Source organism: Agrobacterium sp. 22094, assembly GCF_052046015.1.
Classification (GTDB): Bacteria; Pseudomonadota; Alphaproteobacteria; order Rhizobiales; family Rhizobiaceae; genus Agrobacterium; species Agrobacterium cavarae.
Genome location: NZ_JBQEPX010000001.1, coordinates 219146 through 237780, shown reverse-complemented (window position 1 = coordinate 237780; position 18635 = coordinate 219146). Strand labels below are relative to the sequence as shown.

The 18635-nt window shown below is 59.7% G+C and carries 13 protein-coding genes; 8 read left to right on the top strand and 5 right to left on the bottom strand.

The window, feature by feature from the left end; all coding sequences use genetic code 11:
• The first annotated feature begins 65 nt into the window (after positions 1–65).
• The gene (locus tag ACTJK5_RS01095; protein WP_062427906.1) at positions 66–548 is read left to right on the top strand and encodes a DUF1036 domain-containing protein; all 483 of its coding nucleotides are present in this window, start codon (positions 66–68) and stop codon (positions 546–548) included.
• Positions 548–1987, top strand: coding sequence for a pyruvate kinase (gene pyk / locus ACTJK5_RS01090; RefSeq protein ID WP_062427905.1), 1440 nt, complete (start codon positions 548–550; stop codon positions 1985–1987). The genes ACTJK5_RS01095 and pyk overlap by 1 nt, the downstream gene beginning before the upstream one ends.
• Positions 1988–2162: 175 nt before the next feature.
• Here the strand turns inward: pyk and ACTJK5_RS01085 are convergent, their stop codons facing one another.
• Positions 2163–2759 carry a TetR/AcrR family transcriptional regulator gene (locus tag ACTJK5_RS01085; protein ID WP_116491987.1) on the bottom strand — a complete coding sequence of 199 codons (597 nt, stop codon included), beginning with the start codon at positions 2757–2759 and terminating at the stop codon, positions 2163–2165.
• Between the two features lie 100 nt (positions 2760–2859).
• On the opposite strand from ACTJK5_RS01085, the gene ACTJK5_RS01080 reads away from it, so the two are divergent.
• Positions 2860–3366 (top strand): DinB family protein, encoded by a 507-nt coding sequence (locus ACTJK5_RS01080; protein WP_116491986.1) that lies wholly within the window; start codon positions 2860–2862, stop codon positions 3364–3366.
• A gap of 68 nt (positions 3367–3434) precedes the next feature.
• On the opposite strand, the gene ACTJK5_RS01075 is transcribed toward ACTJK5_RS01080, so the two are convergent.
• From ACTJK5_RS01075 to ACTJK5_RS01065, 3 genes are all read right to left on the bottom strand, one after another.
• Positions 3435–5639, bottom strand: a complete 2205-nt coding sequence (locus tag ACTJK5_RS01075; protein WP_440598520.1) for a hypothetical protein — start codon at positions 5637–5639, stop codon at positions 3435–3437.
• Positions 5640–6297: 658 nt separating this feature from the next.
• The gene (locus ACTJK5_RS01070; protein ID WP_062427903.1) at positions 6298–8175 is read right to left on the bottom strand and encodes a DUF882 domain-containing protein; all 1878 of its coding nucleotides are present in this window, start codon (positions 8173–8175) and stop codon (positions 6298–6300) included.
• Positions 8176–8382: 207 nt separating this feature from the next.
• Positions 8383–9930: a sigma-54-dependent transcriptional regulator gene (locus ACTJK5_RS01065; protein WP_113266698.1), complete on the bottom strand. Its 1548-nt coding sequence runs from the start codon at positions 9928–9930 to the stop codon at positions 8383–8385.
• A 170-nt stretch (positions 9931–10100) separates the two neighbouring features.
• Between ACTJK5_RS01065 and ACTJK5_RS01060 the strand changes: the two genes are divergently transcribed.
• Positions 10101–11951, top strand: coding sequence for a M3 family oligoendopeptidase (locus ACTJK5_RS01060; protein WP_113266697.1), 1851 nt, complete (start codon positions 10101–10103; stop codon positions 11949–11951).
• A gap of 96 nt (positions 11952–12047) precedes the next feature.
• Positions 12048–12683, top strand: a complete 636-nt coding sequence (locus ACTJK5_RS01055) for an aminotransferase class IV family protein (protein ID WP_335322126.1) — start codon at positions 12048–12050, stop codon at positions 12681–12683.
• Between the two features lie 283 nt (positions 12684–12966).
• Here the strand turns inward: ACTJK5_RS01055 and ACTJK5_RS01050 are convergent, their stop codons facing one another.
• Entirely contained in the window at positions 12967–13875 is a 909-nt protein-coding gene (locus ACTJK5_RS01050; protein ID WP_111849683.1) for a sensor domain-containing diguanylate cyclase, read from the bottom strand.
• Positions 13876–14117: 242 nt separating this feature from the next.
• On the opposite strand from ACTJK5_RS01050, the gene ACTJK5_RS01045 reads away from it, so the two are divergent.
• From ACTJK5_RS01045 to ACTJK5_RS01035, 3 genes are all read left to right on the top strand, one after another.
• Positions 14118–15560: a homospermidine synthase gene (locus tag ACTJK5_RS01045; protein WP_440611666.1), complete on the top strand. Its 1443-nt coding sequence runs from the start codon at positions 14118–14120 to the stop codon at positions 15558–15560.
• A 193-nt stretch (positions 15561–15753) separates the two neighbouring features.
• A complete protein-coding gene (gene omp10 / locus ACTJK5_RS01040) occupies positions 15754–16122 on the top strand; it encodes an outer membrane lipoprotein Omp10 (RefSeq protein WP_062427898.1) in 369 nt (122 codons plus the stop codon).
• 209 nt (positions 16123–16331) lie between these two features.
• Positions 16332–18314, top strand: coding sequence for a 5'-nucleotidase C-terminal domain-containing protein (locus ACTJK5_RS01035; RefSeq protein ID WP_440611665.1), 1983 nt, complete (start codon positions 16332–16334; stop codon positions 18312–18314).
• Positions 18315–18635 lie beyond the last annotated feature (321 nt).

Sequence of the window (18635 nt, the reverse complement as noted above, 5' to 3'; positions counted from 1 at the left end):
AACTCGCGTTGACATTCTTGGGCCTCCGCGCCTAGAAGTGTTTTCACTATAACCATGGAATCCGGATGGACGCCGTGACATACACATTCCCCGCTCTCCTCGAGAAACATCGGCGCGCGATCCGCATTTTCACCGCAGCCGCCGTCCTCTCTTCTCCCCTTTTGATAGCGCAGCCGGCATTGGCGGATTTCCGCGTCTGCAACAGCACGCAGAACCTTGTCGGCGTTGCCATCGGCTATCGCGCAAAGGAAGGCTGGGTCAGCGAAGGCTGGTGGCAGGTGCCTGCCTCCACATGCGCCACTTTGATCGAGGGTGAGCTGCAATCGCGCTACTACTATCTCTACGCCGAGGATGCGGCCCGCGGCGGCCGCTGGACCGGCGACGTCAACATGTGCGTGGCCGAAAACGAGTTCAAGATCAACGGCGTCGATGATTGCTATGCCCGCAGCTTCCAGCGCATGGGCTTCAAGGAATACGATACTGGCCGACAGGGAAGCTGGATGGTCCAGCTTTCGGACACGCCAGGAACACAGGAAAGTCAGAACTGATGAAGCGTAACCGCAAAGTCAAAATCCTTGCAACTCTTGGCCCCGCTTCGGCAGAAGAGGCGATGATCGAGAAGCTTCATCTTGCCGGCGCCGATCTCTTCCGCATCAATATGAGCCATGCGAGCCATGACGTGATGCGTACGCTGATTCAGCGCATCCGCTCTGTCGAAAGCCGCAACGGCCGTCCGATCGGCATTCTGGCGGATCTGCAGGGACCGAAGCTGCGCGTCGGCAAGTTTGCCGATACCAAGGTCGATCTCGTCGCTGGCCAGACCTTCACGCTCGACAACAACGAAGCCCCTGGCGACAAGAACCGCGTGTTCCTGCCCCATCCGGAAATTCTCGAATCCGTCAAGCCGGGCGATCGCCTGCTGATCGATGACGGCAAGCTGCATCTGCGCGCCGAAAAGTGCGACGGCAAGAGCATCGTCACCACCGTCGTTTCCGGCACCAAGATTTCCGACCGAAAGGGTATCAGCCTGCCCGACACGCTGCTCGGCGTTGGCGTTCTGACCGACAAGGACCGCGCCGACCTCGCCGCAGTTCTCGCGACCGAAGAAGTCGACTGGGTCGCGCTTTCCTTCGTGCAGCGCCCGGAAGATCTGGCGGAAGTGCGCAAGATTGCCGGCAACCGTGTCGGCCTGATGTCGAAGATCGAAAAGCCGCAGGCGCTCGAACGCATCGAAGAGATCATTGAACTCTCCGACGCGCTGATGGTGGCCCGTGGCGACCTTGGCGTGGAAATGCCGCTCGAAGCCGTTCCCGGCATCCAGAAGCAGCTGACCCGCGCCTGCCGCCGCGCCGGCAAGCCGGTCGTTGTTGCAACCCAGATGCTGGAATCGATGATTTCGGCACCGGTCCCGACCCGCGCTGAAGTCTCCGACGTCGCGACCGCCGTCTTCGAAGGCGCGGATGCGATCATGCTGTCTGCCGAATCCGCCTCCGGCGACTATCCGGTCGAAGCCGTCTCCACCATGGCCTCCATTGCCAGCACCGTGGAGCAGGACCCGCACTACTCCAACATCATCTACGCGCAGCGCGCCCAGCCGGAGGCGACCGGTGCCGACGCCATTTCGCTCGCTGCCCGCCAGATTGCCGAGACGCTGCGCCTCGCGGCCATCGTCACCTACACCTCGTCCGGCACCACCGGCCTTCGCGCCGCGCGTGAACGCCCGCAGGTTCCGATCATTGCACTCTCACCGATCATTCAGACGGCCCGTCGTCTGTCGGTGGTATGGGGTCTGCACTGCGTCGTCACCGGTGATGCCAGCGACCTCGACGACATGGTCAACCGCGCATGCCGCATCGTCGTGGCCGAAGGCTTCGGCAAGCCCGGCGACCGCATCATCATCTCGGCCGGCGTCCCCCTCGGCACGCCCGGCGCCACCAACATGGTCCGCATCGCCTATATTGCCCAGGACGGCCAGAGCGGCGTTTAAGCAGAATAGCATCGACATGGAAAAGGGAGCGCGTGCCGCCCTCTCGGCGTCATCCTCGGCCTTGTGCCGAGGATCGACGTTTTCGACGGCTTATGGATGGTGAGGGAAACTCCCAATCCGGCCCAGAGGGGCCACTAAAGTATCCGTTTTGATCAAGGGATTTTTGGCGTCTGCGCTAGGAATATCGGTCATCTGCGAGGTACGAGCGCACCAACCGAACAAGTTCAAGCTGCATCATGGGATCACTGAGGGCGCCTCGTCGCGCCGCGTTGTGGATCACTCCATCGATTGCGTCTGAAATCACACGACCCGAAACATGATCTGCCTCGTTCGTCGCGCGCTTTCGAAACGTGGCGACCGCCTCGGCGTAGTAGGTGAGATATTCACGCTCAAAGTCGCTGTGAGGGGCCCGATATTTTTCGAAGGTGGGGGCTTCGTCCAGTAAGACGCGATGAAGGCCTGGATGGATGCTATGGATCGCGACCACGGCGGCGACGAGTTGCGTGGCGAACTGCTCGGGCGAGATGCCATCTGCCCGCACGCGCCGCATCACCTCCATGCTATCATTGAGATGACGATGCCGGATCGCATCGACCAAGGCGAGCTTGTCAGGAAAGTACTGGTAAAGGGAACCTATGCTGACGCCAGCCACCTCCGCTATCCGGTTCGTGGTGAAACCTGCCCACCCCTCTTCCGCAAGAATGCGAGCACCCGCCTCTACGATCGCCTCAACCGTAACGCGGGAACGGGCCTGCTTTGGCTCCTTGCGCATCACCGATTGCCGTTTTGCAACGCGAGTAGACAAAAACGTGCCTCAGAAGAAAATGTGAAGAACTTACTCACATTCGTAGCGCTCAAAAGGAGCACTGGCAATGAGCACGCTTCTCCACACTCTTTTCCGTTATCATGCATGGGCCAACGTCGATTTGTTCGACACGCTGGAAAAACTGGATCGTGAAAGCTATCGCACGGAATTACAGGCTGCGCTTCGTCTCATCAGCCACTACTATGTGGTTTCAAGGATCTTTGCCGCGCATTTGGAGGCTATTCCGCACACGTTCTCGTCAGACAATCTAGAAGAAATACCGACCCTCAATGAGCTGCGGACCTCAGTGATCCTCTCCGACACGTGGTATGTTGACTACACAAGCAGAGCCACCTACCCGATTCTAGCAGAGAGAGTGGCCTTTACGTTTACCGATGGTGACAAGGGCCATATGAGCCGCGAGGAGATGCTGACTCACGTCGCCCTCCATGCGGGCTATCATCGAGGTGAAGTGGGCCGCCTGCTGTGGCAACTCTCCATAACGCCGCCATGGGATACCTTTGCAGTCTATCTGCACCAAGCCGATCCTCATCGACGCCAACAATCCGTCTGATAAGAGCGGCTTTAAGGCCGGACGCGCAACCGAGAGCGATATCGGTACAGCATCGGCCCATCTCTCGATCACACACTCCGATAGGCTGCGATCACGATATCGACCTGCGCGGGGCTCATCCCGTCCACCTGACTGGACGAGAAGGCAGCAAGGTGGCTGGTGTCGAGGCCGCTCAGGGCACCTGTGCTCAGCCCGGCAATCGCCTTCTTCTTGATGGCGGCGATTTCGGCGGTGGTGAAGCTGTTGAGTTCACCAGCCGAGAGTGTCGCCAATTGCGTGCTGTTGAGAGCGCCGACCTGAGTTTCGGTCAGCGCTGCGATACCAGCCGAACTCAGCGCTTCGAACTGCGCCGTCGTCAGGGAGGCAATCTGGCGTGTGCTCATGCCCGCAAGCGTCGCAGTGGTGAGATTGGCGATCGTTGCGGTGGAAAGCGTCGCGATCTGAGCGGTCGAAAGCGACGCGAACTGGCTCGGCGTCAGCGCTGAAATCTGAGCAGAGGTCAAGGCGTTGACCTGTGCGCTGGAGAGGCCCGCAATCTGCGCTGTCGTCATTGCCTGCAGCAAGGTGGTGGAAAGGCCGGCAATGGTGGCTGTCGGCAAGCCGCCCAACACATTCTTCTTCAGGCTTGCGATCTCCGCCGTGGTAAAGCTGTTGAGTTCTGCCGCAGACAGTGTTGAAAGCTGCGCCGAGGTCAGTCCAGCGACCTGTGCTGCGCTAAGAAGCGCAATATCCGCGCTGTCGAGCGACCCGAACTGCGCTGTGGTGAGCGCCGAAATCTGGCGTGTGGTCAGCGCCGAAAGCGTCGCGTCGCTCAAACCCGCGATCACCGCGGTCGACAGGTTGGCGACCTGCTGCGGCTTCAGCGCGGAGATCTGTGTGGCAGTGAGCGCCGCAAGCTGGGAGGAGGTCAGCGCCTGGAACTGCGAGGAGGTCAAGGCAGAAATCTGCGCCGTCGTCATTGACGCGATCAGAGTGGTGGAGAGCCCAGCAATCGCCGCCGTGGACAGCCCTGTCAAAGCACCCTTTTTCAGCGCGGCGATCTCTGCCGTGGTGAAGCGGTTGAGTTCCGCAGAGGACAGCGTGGCGAGTTGCGCGGAGGTCAGGCCGGCGACCTGATTTTCGTTCAAGAGCGCGATGTCGTCGGAACTCAAGACGTCGAATTGCGCAGCGGTCAGCGAAGAGATTTGGCGCGTGGTGAGCGCCGACAGGGTCGCGTCATTCAGAGCAGCGATCGCGTCCGTGGTGAGGCTGGCGATCTGGTCCGGCTTCAGCGCGGCGATCTGCCCGCTCGAAAGCGTGGCAAGCTGGGCTGCCGTCAGGGCTCTCAACTGCGCAGAATTCAGGCCGGCGATCTGCGCCGTCGTGATTGCCGAGACAAGGCTGGTGGAAAGACCGGCAATCGCGGCGGTGCTGATGCCCGCCACGACGTTCTTCTTGATCGCTGCGATCTCATCGGCTGAGAAGCTGTTGAGCTCGGCGGCCGTCAGCGTTGCCGCCTGTGCGGCTGTCAATCCGCTCACCTGCTGGCTGCCAAGGGCTGCAAGGCCGGCACTGCTGAGAGCATCAAATTGGGTGGCGGAGAGTGCCGACATCTGACGGTTTGTCAGGCCGGCAACCTGCCCGGAACTGAGGCTATGGAGGACGTCAGTCGAAAGCCCGGCGATCTGCTTCGGCGTCAATGCACCCATCTGCGCCGGCGTCAGCGCTGCGAGCTGCGCACTCGTCAAGGCGCTCATCTGCGTTGAACTGAATGCGGCAAGCTGGGCAGGCGTCAGCGCAGCAAACTTCGTCGTCGACAACCCGGCGATGACGGCGCTCGACAGTCCGCCAATATTGGCTTTCTTTATGGCGGCCAGTTCATCGGTGGTGAAACTATTGATCTCGGCAGACGAGAGCGTCGCGAGTTGCGCGCTGCTCAAGGCACCCACCTGGGCCGAGTTCAACGCTTCGATGAGCGCGCTCGATAGATTATCGATCTGGCTACTGTAGAGCGATGCAACCTGCGCGGTCGTCAGCCCGGATACCTGCGTCGTGCCGATGGCCATCAATTGCGACAGGGTCAGACCGATGATCGACTTTGGCGCGATGGCACCGACATCGGCAGAGGAAAGCGACGAAATCACGGAGGTGTTGAGCGCGCCGATCTGTGTGCTGCTCAGCGCCTTGATCTGCGCCGAACTCAGCGCATCGACATCGGCACTCGTCAACCCCGCAATCACGGAGGTGGAGAGCATGGCGATCTGGCGTGTGGCGAGCAGGGAAATCGTGGTCATGGCGCGTATACCGTCGAGTGGCATGCCCATGTGACGACGAACCAGCCTCAGCGCGCTTCGGCCCGTGGCAGAAGGAAAGAGCGTTGAGGCGAGATTCAAAACGGCCTTACGGCGCGTCTTTTATCGACACAGGAACACGGAATTCATCAGGGACATGGTTCGTCAGAACCGGCGCATTGAAAGAGCTTCATGCGTGCAGCGTCTCTCAAGACCACTGCCTTTGCGCGACCTAAAACAAATGACGTGCGGCGATACACGCATAACTTTCGCCGCGACAAACAAAGCAATGAAAAAAGCGTTAACAGCGCCATCAGCGCCCGTCAAGGTGATGGCGTGGCTGACGAAAGCTCCGCGCACGCTTCGGCAAGAACAGAGATGGTCTCAATCGCCTGAGACGCCCCCTCCGTGGACGACTCTCAACAGCATCGGCCCGAATGGCGGACCCGATTTTCGCAAAGCACGGTGCGTCGATTCAAAATGGGAAAGCGTCCTTTGTGCGTCCAAGAGGACGCCCGGCGCTTTGGTGAGACACAGCGTGGTCGCCTGAAGAGCAACTCTGGAAAAATGCCACACCTCAGGATGCCTGAAAAAACAAACGACCCGAAAATCGATGTCGATTTCCGGGCCGTTCATTTCTCTTATGCTCTGCAGAAGCTGATTAAGGCATTCTGACCGGTGAGCTGAAGCGGCTGGAGTCGATCGCCTTGGCGCCCTGGCGGAAGCTCGCATTCGAGGCCGACATATCGTGGCTCAGCATGCGGTTGCTGACGCGTGGTGCCTTCACCGCACGAACAGTCGCACCCTTGTTCTGGCTGAGCGCCCAATCGGAAATCGCTTCCTGCGTCAGGCGTCCACCGCTGACCATGGCCTGCTGCGATACGACGGCATCCTGCTTGCTCGGGCGACCACCCTTGGTCGGCAGGCCGGCATTGAGACCGCTATTGTTGGCAGCCGCTGGCTTTGGATCGAACTCGTCACCAAAGCTCTTTGCCTTCGGCGTCACCATCGGATCAAGCTTGGCGACCTGGCGCGGCGCCTCAACCGGGGTCGGTGCAGCATAGGCAGCAGCCGATGACGGGAATGGTGCAGCCGTCGGCATGGCAGCCGCCGTCACGGCAGAGCGTGCATCCTGCCCGCTTTGTTCCAGAGCGGCAATGACCGTCGGAGACAGAGAGGCCTGGCTGTCGGCTACGTCATCCTGGCCTTCCGTATCGGCATTGGCAGAGGCGATCAGTGCTTCTGCAACAGCCGGACGATTGGCCGGAACCGGCACATGGGCGACCAGCGCATCGGCCGGTGCGTTTTCAGAGTCGAGTGACGCCGTCATGACCGAACCCTGAGCATCGCCACGCATGCCGCGCGGTCCAAGCAGGGTCGGAACCGGAACCGAGACCTCGGCCAGATCGGCGAACTTCTGTTCAGCCGGTGCGGCGGTTGGAGTTGGCGTGGTCGCAGCCTGGAGCGCATCCTGAGCGGCATTGCGACCTGGCGAATAAAGCGCCGTCGCAAGGCCAGTCGAAGCTTCTTCGCCGCGGAAGGCCGGGCGTGCGGTCGGCAGCGGTGCATTTACGGCACTCGGCACGGGCGCCGCAGATGCCACAGCGACCGGGGCTTCTTCTGCCTCTTCTGCTACAGGAGCAGGGGCTGGCGAACGACCGGCCGGTGCGGGTGTTGCGATTTCTTCGGAATCTTCATCCTCGTCGCCACCGCCAAAGAGGGCTGCAAGAAGGGTCTTGCGCTTGCCGCCGGAAGAGGATGTCGCAGGTCCGGAGCCAGCGGTGCTCGCCACTTGGATCGACGAGGAGCTGACACGCTTCTTGTAGTCGGCCAGAGCCTGATCGTAACCCGGCAGCGGCTTGCCATCGGCAGGCAGGTGAATGGTGTTGCCGTTCGGGAAGATGCGAACGAGTTCCTGGCGGCTCATGCGTGGCCATGCACGGACATTGCCGACGTCCATATGGACGAAGGGCGAACCGGAGGTCGGGTAGAAGCCGACGCCACCGATCTGCATCTGCATGCCGATCTCACGCAAGCGGGCGAGCTTCACGCCGGGAATGAAAAAGTCCATCGCCTTGCCGAGCGTGTGCTGGCTGTGCTTGGCAACACCCTTGGTGCGCGAACGCAGCATGCCGTTGGTCTCGGGCGAGCGGAAAGCGGAAACGACGTTGATATAGTCCGTGGCGCCGGAGCGGCGATACACTTCCCAGACCAGATCGAAAAGGCGCGGATCCATCTTGGTGGGCTGGTTGCGACGCCAGTCGCGCAGGAAGCGATTGAGCTCCTGCAGGCCCTTCTGATCGTACTTGCCGTTTCTCTTGAATGTGATGACGGCTTTTTCTTTGGTGTGGATATAATAGAGCTTCAAACTGCGTGTCTCGGCGGCGGCTTCCGTCGCTGAAACGCTGAAGATGGGCATTGCGGCTAACATCAGGCACGCAACGGTGACAACGCGTGCCGACAGCTTCGTGCATATATCTTTGATCAAGCCGCGCGCAGACTTGCCCGCATGCGCGTTATTCCGATTCAGATATGGCAATTCGATCCCCGCCTGGCAGACAATTTGTCACATTGTCCCACTTGAACCTCAATTACGGTGACACGATGGCAAATTTGCCACACACATACAACCTTCCTCTATATAGTGAACAGACAACTAACAAGAGGTTTATGAAGGGTAAGCGAATATCCTTGCTCAGGGGTTAACAAAAATGCCAACGCCTAATTTAGGCTTCAACCCTCATCGTCATGCCGCGTCATGCATCGGATTGTCGGGATCAATGCCATAATCCTTCAACTTACGGTAGAGTGTCGAGCGCCCGATGCCGAGTTTTCGCGCCACTTGGCTCATCTGTCCGCGGTAGAATCGCAGGGCAAACCGGATCAGCTCTTCTTCGATTTCGGCAATGGTGCGCACATTGCCGGTCTCATCGGTACTGGCGATTAGACTGCCGCTGGGAAAAACGCCATCATTCTCCACGTCTGCCTCCTCGGTTGCAGTCCCATGCGTACCCGGTGCTTCAGATGCCTTGACCTCCACCAGCGAAGGCGCGGTTCCCGCCACGGATCGATCCGCGGCGTGTGCGCCTGTCTCTCGCGCATCGCCCTCGAAGCCTGGAACCTGCGCGGCGATCTGGACGAAATCGCTTGGTGCCAGCTCACGGCCCTGCGCCAGCACGGCTGCACGGAAGACGGCATTTTCCAGCTGGCGGATGTTGCCCGGCCAGTCATAGGCGGTCAGCAGCGCAAGTGCTGCGGCACTGACGCCGACCGACTGCGGCAATTTCTGCTCAAGCGAGAACCGCTCGGCAAAGGTGCGCGCCAGGAAGGGAATGTCTTCCTTGCGGCGGCGCAGTGCCGGAATGGTGATGGGGAAGACATTGAGGCGGTAATAGAGGTCTTCGCGGAAGCGGCCTTCCTTCACCTCTTCGATCAGATTCTTCGCCGTGGCGGAAATCAGCCGCACATTCACCTTGCGGCGCCTGGACGATCCGGCGGCTTCGATCTCTCCGCTTTGCGCTGCCCGCAGAAGCTTCACCTGCACCTCAAGCGGCAGGTCGCCAAGCTCATCGATAAACAGCGTGCCGCCATCGGCCTCCAGGAACTTGGCCTGCTGGCGTTCCCCAGCCTCACCTTCATCCATCGTTGAGCCGCCAAATAGCGCGTTCTCGATCAGTTCAGGCGCAATCGCGCTGCAGTTCAAAATCACGAATGGCTTCGTCGCCCGCTCGCTGCCCGCATGGATGGCGCGTGCAATCATCTCCTTGCCGACCCCCGCCTCGCCTTCCAGCACCACGGGAATGGTGGAGTGGCTGGCGCGTTTTGCCAGATCCACCACGCGTGTCATCGCAGGACTGGCCGAAACGATATCGGCAAGCCCAACCGGCTGATGGCGCGCGCGCCGCAGGGAGCGCCCCTTTGGATCATCGGATTTCAGCGCACCGGCAATCGCCGTTCCAAGACGTTCGGGCGAAACTGGCTTGACGACGAAGTCGAAGGCGCCCGCCCGCATGGCTTCCACAACCGCGTCGATGCCGCCCTGCCCGGTCTGGACGACAACGGGAACGTCCATGCCGAGATCGTGAACCGCCTGAATGAAGGAAAGACCGTCCAGCCCGCGCATCGCCAGATCGATGACGATGACACCGATCTCGGGCCCACGTGTTTTCAAGATCCCAAGGCCCGCCTTGCCGCTCTCGGCCAGCAGGCACGCATGTCCATTCTGCTCCACGGCCTGTTTCAGCACACGGCGCTGGACGGGATCATCTTCGACAATGAGAACGTGAACGGTCATTTCGAGCTCCGGTTTCCGGTTTATGAACCTGCCTCATGCAGGCTCTTTGGCTCGACTTTGCCACGCAAGACTTCAACATCGGGTTGTAAGAATTGCTTGCATTTTAAGCATTGCCACAGGAAACAAAGGCACCCATATGCTTCGATGCGAAGACAAAAAGGACGCGTTTCATGACCTTGACGACATCGACCCCCATGCCCGCCTTCTCTCCCGCCGAAAGCGCAAGCGCTGCCCTTGGCGACCTGCCGGTCTGGAAGCTCTCCGATCTTTACCCCTCGGTCGATTCTGCCGAATACAAGGGCGACCTGAAAAAGGCTGAGAGCGATGCCAAGGCATTCGAGACGAAATGGAAGGGCAAGCTTGAAGCTGCCGCCAGCCGTTCCGGCGATGAGGGCATCGGTGCGGCCCTGAAGGAATATGAAGCGCTGGACGACATTCTCGGCCGCATCGGTTCCTTTGCGGGCCTCACCTACTTTTCCGATACGTCGAACCCGGCCAATGGAAAGCTCTACGGCGATGCCCAGGCCAAGCTCACCGATATTGCCTCGCACCTTCTGTTCTTCCCGCTGGAACTCAACCGCATCGATGATGCGCTGATCGATGCCGCATTCGACAAGGATGCGCTTGCGGCGCACTACAAGCCTTGGCTGGTGGACCTGCGCAAGGATAAGCCGCATCAGCTGGATGACAGCCTGGAGCAGCTGTTCCTGGAGAAATCCATGACGAGTGCAGCCGCCTTCAACCGCCTCTTTGACGAAACGATGACCGACCTTCGCTTCGAGATCGATGGCGAAAGCCTGGCTCTGGAGCCGACGCTCAACATGCTGCAGGAGCCGGACCCGGAAACGCGCCGCAAGGCGGCGGCCGCACTCAGCGCCACCTTCAAGGACAACTTGCGCGTCTTCACGCTGATCACCAACACGCTCGCCAAGGACAAGGAAATCTCCGACCGCTGGCGCAAGTTCGAAGACATTGCCGATAGCCGCCATCTGGCAAACCGCGTTGAGCGCGAGGTGGTCGATGCGCTTGCGGCTGCCGTGCGCGAGGCCTATCCGCGCCTGTCACATCGCTATTACAAGATGAAGGCCAACTGGCTTGGCATGGAGCAGATGAACTACTGGGATCGCAACGCGCCGCTTCCAGATACGTCCAACGCCATCATCCCCTGGGGTGACGCGAAGGATATGGTGCTCTCTGCCTATGGTGCCTTTGCCCCGGAAATGGCCGATATCGCCCGCCGCTTCTTCGATGAGGAATGGATCGATGCACCCGCCCGTCCCGGCAAGGCGCCGGGCGCCTTTGCCCATCCGACCGTGCCCTCCGCCCATCCATATGTTCTGGTCAATTATCTCGGCAAGCCGCGCGACGTGATGACGCTTGCCCATGAGCTCGGCCACGGCGTGCACCAGGTTCTGGCCGGTGAGCAGGGCGCGCTGATGTGCGCCACGCCGCTGACCCTTGCCGAGACGGCCTCGGTCTTCGGCGAGATGCTGACCTTCCGCAAGCTTCTGGAAGCCACCACCGATTCGCGTGAGCGCAAGGCCATGCTGGCGCGCAAGGTGGAAGACATGATCAACACCGTCGTTCGACAGATCGCCTTCTACGAATTCGAGCGCAAGGTGCACACCGCCCGCAAGGAGGGTGAACTAACCGCCGAACAGATCGGTGAATTGTGGCTATCGGTGCAGGAAGAAAGTCTCGGGCCGGCGATCCGCATTTCGGAAGGTTACGAGACGTGGTGGACCTATATCCCGCACTTCATCCACTCGCCCTTCTATGTCTATGCCTACGCCTTTGGCGACTGCCTGGTGAACTCGCTCTATGCCGTCTATCAGAATGCCGACGAGGGCTTCCAGGCGAAGTATTTCGAGCTTCTGAAGGCCGGCGGCACCAAGCACCATTCGGAGCTTCTGAAACCCTTCGGCCTTGATGCGACCGACCCCTCCTTCTGGAGCAAGGGCCTGTCGATGATTGAAGGCCTGATCGACGAGTTGGAAGCCCTCGACGCGCCGTCAAAATGAGACCGTGACAACAAAAATCGGCGACGCTCCCATTTCGGACAAGCTTCGCCGGTTTTTATATCCCGTCGGAACAGATGCAGAAGACGGACCAGGAGCATGAAGCGCAAGCCCGCTGACCTTACCTTGAGGGAAACATTGCGATGGGAGCCGCAAAGCGGTTTCCAGCGGCTGGAACAGCATCTGCGCCGTCTGCTGCGGTCTGCCGATGCGCTGGGCTTTCGCCCGCCGAAAGATCCGGCCTCAGCGCTCAAGACAACCGTCAACGGCGACGGCCCCATGAAGGTCGCCCTGGTGATGAACTACAAGGGCGAGTTGGAGATTGCCGCAGAGCCCTTTCAGCCGATTGCGCCGGACGCCGTCTGGCGGCTGAAGATCGCCGAAAAGACCAGGCTCGATTCCAGCGACACCTTCTACCGGCACAAATCCTCGCGGCGCGAACCCTATGATGCCGCGCGTTCCGAGTTTTCATCCAAGGAGGCCGACGAGGTCCTGCTTCTCAACGAGCGCGGCGAAATCTGCGAAGGCTCTGCCACCAGCCTTTTCGTCGAAGGCCCGGACGGCCAGTTGCTCACCCCGCCGCTTGATAGTGGCATTCTGCCCGGCGTCCTTCGCGCCGATCTTATCCGCGAGCGCAAGGCGCGCGGCCAAGCGCTGAAGCCCGAAGATCTGCAAGGCAGGAAGATTTTTGTCGGCAACTCGCTGCATGGGCTGGTGCCGGCCGAACTGGTTTGAGCCTTGGTCGCCGATCGACTTGGTTAAAGATTCAGAGCGTAAATTGCGCGTCATCACAATGGTCCCCGCGACAATGTATCAGTTGCTTACGTCGCAACTTGAGAATCGAACCTCCTTCCGCTAGCCACTCCTGCGAGGCAAAACCTCTCCTCCTCGTCATCCTCGGGCTTGACCCGAGGATCCATATTTTTCAAATGCTTACGGCTTGAGCTGGTGGATCCTCGGGTCAAGCCCGAGGATGACGGCGGAGAGGTCTACGCCTGCCCAAGACCCCATCCGTCCACTAATTAACAATCCATTCCAGCCGGGCGCGGCCATTCTGCTTGGCGAGATAGAGCGCCCGATCGGCGCGGTGGTAGAGTTCGTTGCTGCCCTCGCCCGCCTTGTAGAGCGCAATGCCGGCCGAGCAGCTATAGGAAAATTCGGGATGGTCTGCGAAGGGCCGTGACTCTGCCGCTTTTTCCAGAATGCGTCCGACGATCGAGGCGCATTCTTCCAGTCCGGTTCGTGGCATCACGAGCATGAACTCTTCACCCCCGACACGGCCGAAATAATCCGGCCGGCGAATGGTCGAATGGGCAAGCTTGACGAAGTCGCGCAGCACCGCATCGCCACCTTGATGACCGAAGCGGTCGTTGACCCCCTTGAACAGATCGATATCGATGATGGAAACGCCGAACGGGGGCTCGATGTCCTTGTCGACATTTTCGGCATGAGCTGCCAGGCGAGCGAAAACAAAACGGCGGTTGGAGGTTCCGGTCAGTTCATCGGTCTGCGCGGCGCGCAGTGCAAGGTCGCGATCCTGCCGCAGGCTACGCTGGTTCTGGCGAAGTGCGGTGATGTCGGTGCCGACGCACAGCATCCAGCCATCCGTTTCCACCGTCTCCGTCATCCAGATCCAGCGCCCGTCATGCATGTCGAGTTCGAGCCCGCGAAAGGCCTGCTTGCCGCGCCGCGATTGAGCGGAAAGAAGCCAGGCCTCGAAATCCCTCGTGTTGATGATCAGGCCCTGACGGTTCTGATAGTTCAAACGGATGATCTCGGCCCAGGTGGGAAAGCTGTCTTCGGAAAGATGGAAGGCTTCGCGAAAGGCCCGGTTGGCATAGCGAACACGGTCTTCCGTATCGTAGAGCGCGATAAGAACAGGCGTTACGTCTTGCAACGCCGCCACGCGCTCCAGAAGACCGCCGATATAAGACTGCTCATCATGACGGAACATTCGTCACCTGAAATCCGGCCAGCGTCCCTCATGGCCGCTTATTTAGCAGACAATTATATCGGCTCGTGTCAAAATTGCGATTGCGAGAAAGGATGCATCATTCTCGATAGTAAAGAGAGAATGAAGACGTGCTTCATATTCGCGTCATGTGGTTGTACTTTATTGATACGAATGGATAATCTGGTTTTAGACCATAGTTTACGAAGGGAATTGAAATGACGGAAGCTGCATACCCGATCTACGGGGAGATCAACGGCCCCATCATCATGATCGGTTTCGGCTCCATCGGCCGTGGCACGCTTCCGCTGATCGAAAGGCACTTTACCTTCGACCGGACGAAACTCGTGGTCATCGATCCGCGCGAGGACATCGCCGATGATCTGGCCGAGAAAGGCATTCGCCACATCCGCACCCATCTGACCAAGGATAATTACAAGGACGTGATGACGCCGCTGGTCGAAGGCGGCAAGGGCGGGTTCTGCGTCAACCTGTCGGTGGATGCGTCCTCCGTCGATCTGATGAAGCTCTGCCGCAAGCATGACGTGCTCTATATCGACACCGTCGTTGAGCCATGGCCGGGCTTTTACTTCGACGACAAGGCCGACAATTCCGCCCGCACCAATTACCGGCTGCGCCAGACCATGCTGAAAGCCAAGGAAAAACACCCCGGCGGCACGACGGCCATTTCCACCTGTGGCGCCAATCCCGGCATGGTTTCCTGGTTCGTCAAGCAGGCGCTCGTCAATCTGGCGAAAGATATGGGCGTTGAGATCGAGGAGCCGAAAACCGGCGACCGCGAAGGCTGGGCAAAGCTGATGCAGACCCTGGGCGTCAAGGGCGTGCATGTGGCCGAGCGCGACACGCAGCGCGCCCGCGAACCAAAACCCTTCGGCACCTTCTGGAACACGTGGTCGGTGGAAGGCTTCATCGCCGAAGGTTTGCAGCCCGCCGAACTGGGTTGGGGCAGCCACGAAACGTGGAAGCCGAAAAACGCCCGGAAGCACAAGAAGGGATCGAAGGCCGCCATCTATCTGGAGCAGCCCGGTGCCGATACCCGCGTGCGCACATGGTGCCCGACGCATGGCGCACAATATGGCCTGCTCGTCACCCATAACGAGGCGATCTCGATTGCCGATTACTTCACCGTGCGCGATGAGGATGACAAGGTCGCCTTCCGCCCCACCTGCCATTATGCCTACCACCCCTGCAACGACGCGGTTCTGTCCCTCTATGAAATGTTCGGCAATGGCGGACAGGCGCAAGCCGTGCAGCATGTGTTGACGGAGGACGAACTGGTCGATGGCGCCGATGAACTCGGCGTGCTCCTCTACGGCCATGAGAAGAACGCCTACTGGTATGGCTCGCGCCTGACACTCGAACAGGCACGCAAGCTTGCCCCCAACCAGAATGCCACCGGTCTTCAGGTCAGTTCCGCGGTTCTGGCCGGCATGGTCTGGGCGCTGGAAAATCCGGAGGTCGGCATCGTCGAGGCTGACGAGATGGATTATCGCCGCTGCCTCGAAATCCAGAAGCCCTATCTCGGCCCTGTGGAAGGCCATTACACCGACTGGACGCCGCTGGACGGTCGTCCCGGCTTCTTCCCGGACGATATCGACAAGGACGACCCCTGGCAGTTCCGCAACATTTTGGTGCGCTGAGCCCTGACGGAAGGACGGCGCTCAGGCCAACCCTGAGCGCGTCCCGCTGCGCATTGATGCAGTTTTGCCACGCTTGCGGTTTTGTCGTGCGATGCCGGAACCGGTGTGTATCGCCTGTCGTTCGCTTGCAATAAACCGGAACTCGCGCCATGGTCATTAACCATTGGCTGAAGAATCGCAGGAGAAAAGAATAATGTATTTCAAGACAAGTGTTGCCTTGCTGTTGGCTGCAGTTGCCGTTTCTTCTTGTGCTCCAGCCTCAAGCCCCATGCGGCCCATGCCGTCGATTTCGCAGCGCCCCGCAGTGGATGGCCGCTGGATCGACCGTAACGGCATCGTCTCCACGTTCCAGAACGGGTCCTTCTCCACCCGTTCCTCCGACACCAACACGCTTCTGGCATCCGGAACCTACGTGGCGATCTCTCCCACCCTTTATGAGATCAACATGACCTCGCTGGTGCGCAACACCCAGTCGCGCGTCAATTGCGCCCTGATTTCCCCCGGTCAGTTGAACTGCACGACGGATACCAACAGCCAGTTCACCCTGAACCGCCAGGGCTGAGCCGAGAGGCCCCACCGAATAAAGAGCGATCTCTTATTCAACGCGCGCGTGTAGCGCGCGTTTTTTATTGTCTCTCCACCACAAGAATTCTACTTGCGGCAGATGCTTCAAGATGGAAACATGCCTTCGAATGGCTGTCACAGTGTTGCATTAGCTGTGAATGTGGACGGTCTGAAACGAAAAGCACGACATCAACTGGAGAGAGACTGATGAACAGGATTTTGAGATTTGGCCTGATGACCGCCTCCGTGGTCGCTCTTTCGGCAGGCGCAGCACTCGCCGATTATCAACTCAACATCCTGCACATCAACGATCTTCACTCCCGCATCGAGCCCATCAACAAATCTGACTCCACCTGCTCGGCTGCCGACGCAGAAAAGAAGGAATGCTTCGGTGGTATCGCCCGCGTGAAGGGTGCGATCGATGCGCGCCGCGCCGAGCTTGGACCGAACGCCAATATTCTCGTGCTTGATGCCGGCGACCAGTTTCAGGGCTCGCTGTTCTACACGCAGTACAAAAGCGGACCGGTTGCCGAATTCATGAACGGCATCGGCTTCGACGCCATGGCGATCGGCAACCATGAGTTCGATGACGGCCCGGCAGAACTTCTGAAGCTGATCAACGCCGTCAAGTTCCCGATCATTTCCGGCAACACCAAGATTGCCGATGGCTCCGAACTGAAGGATAAGTTCAAGGGCTACGTCGTCAAGGAAATGGGCGGCCAGAAGGTGGGCGTGGTGTCCGTTCTCGCCACCGACACCGGCGAAACCTCCTCGCCGGGTGACAAGGTCTCCTTCGAAGACGAAGTCACCTACCTCAAGGGCGCGGTGAAGGAACTTCAGGATCAGGGCGTCAACAAGATCGTGCTGCTCTCCCACGTCGGCTATGTGCGCGACCAGGAAATCGCCAGAGAAGTGGATGGCATCGATGTGATCGTCGGTGGCCACAGCCACACGCTGCTTTCCAGCACCGATCCGAAGGCTGCCGGTCCCTACCCGACGCTCGTCAAGAACCCGTCCGGTGTCGATGTGCCTGTCGTCACCGCTTATGCCTATTCCAAATATCTCGGCGATCTCTCCGTCACCTTCGACGACAACGGCGTGGTGAAATCCGCAACCGGCGCGCCGAAGCTGCTGGATGCCGCCGTGGCGCAGGATGAAGGTTTCAACAAGCGCGTGGCGGAACTGGCCGCGCCGCTGGAAGAAATGAAGAAGAAGGAGATCGGCGTCAGCGAAGCTGCAATTGACGGTTCGCGCGAGGTTTGCCGCGTCAAGGAATGCACAATGGGCAATCTTGTTGCCGATGCGTTGCTTGATCGCGTCAAGGATCAGGGCATCACCATCGCCATCCAGAATGGTGGCGGTCTTCGCGCCTCCATTGATGCCGGTCCGGTAACCATGGGCGAGGTTCTGACGGTACTGCCGTTCCAGAATTCCATCGCTACCTTCCAGATCAAGGGTGCGGACCTGCAGGCCGCACTTGAAAACGGCGCAAGCCAGATCGAGGAAGGTGCAGGTCGCTTCGTTCAGGCGTCCGGCCTGAAATACACCTTCGACCGCTCGAAGCCTGCTGGAAGCCGCATCGTCTCCGTCGAGGTCAAGGAAGGCGACAACTTCGTCAAGCTGGACCCGGAAAAGACCTATGGCGTCGTGACCAACAACTACACCCGCACCGGCGGCGACGGCTTCAAGACCTTCGCCACCAAGGCGATCAACCCCTATGACTTCGGACCGAGCCTGGAAGATGCGGTCGCCGCCTATATCGGCGCGCACAGCCCTTACAAGCCCTATACCGATGGCCGTATCGTAGACGCAACGCCTGCCGGCTACGTCGCCCCGCCAAAGCAGCCCGCCGCACCGGCACCGGCAGCACCTGCTCCGGCCACCACGGCTCAGGCTCCTGCTGCTCCTGCTACCCCGGCTCCCGCCACGCCAGCACCGGCAGCTCCAGCACCGGCCACACCAGCGCCGTCTACCGCCGCACCTGCAGCTCCTTCCACAACAACGCCATCCGCACCGGCAGCCGCCACCGCGGCAGCAAAATATGTCGTCACCAAGGGCGACTCGCTGTGGAAGATCGCCGAAGAAAAATACGGCAAGGGCATCGATTGGAAGAAGATCGCCGAAGCCAATGAGCTGCGTCGTCCAAACCACATCGAGGTGGGTGAAGAGCTGACCATTCCGGCCAACTGATCTTTGGTTGATGGATGACAAGAGCCGGTTCGCATTGCGGGCCGGCTTTTGGTTTTATGATCTGAGCTGTATGTTTGCTATCACCACGCTCGGCTTTGATGCCACAAGCATTAAGTCGTTGAAAAGATGGATCCTCGGCTCAAGCCCGAGGGTGACGGTCGAGAGGTTTTCGTCGTCCGAGATTCACAATGGACCATCCGCCGATCCTGGGATCTTTAACCGGATTGCCTGTTTCGCCGATTTTGCCAAGCGGGATTCAACCCCTCCTCCGAGTCATCCTCGGGCTTGACCCGAGGATCCATCTTTCCACCGGCTTACGAG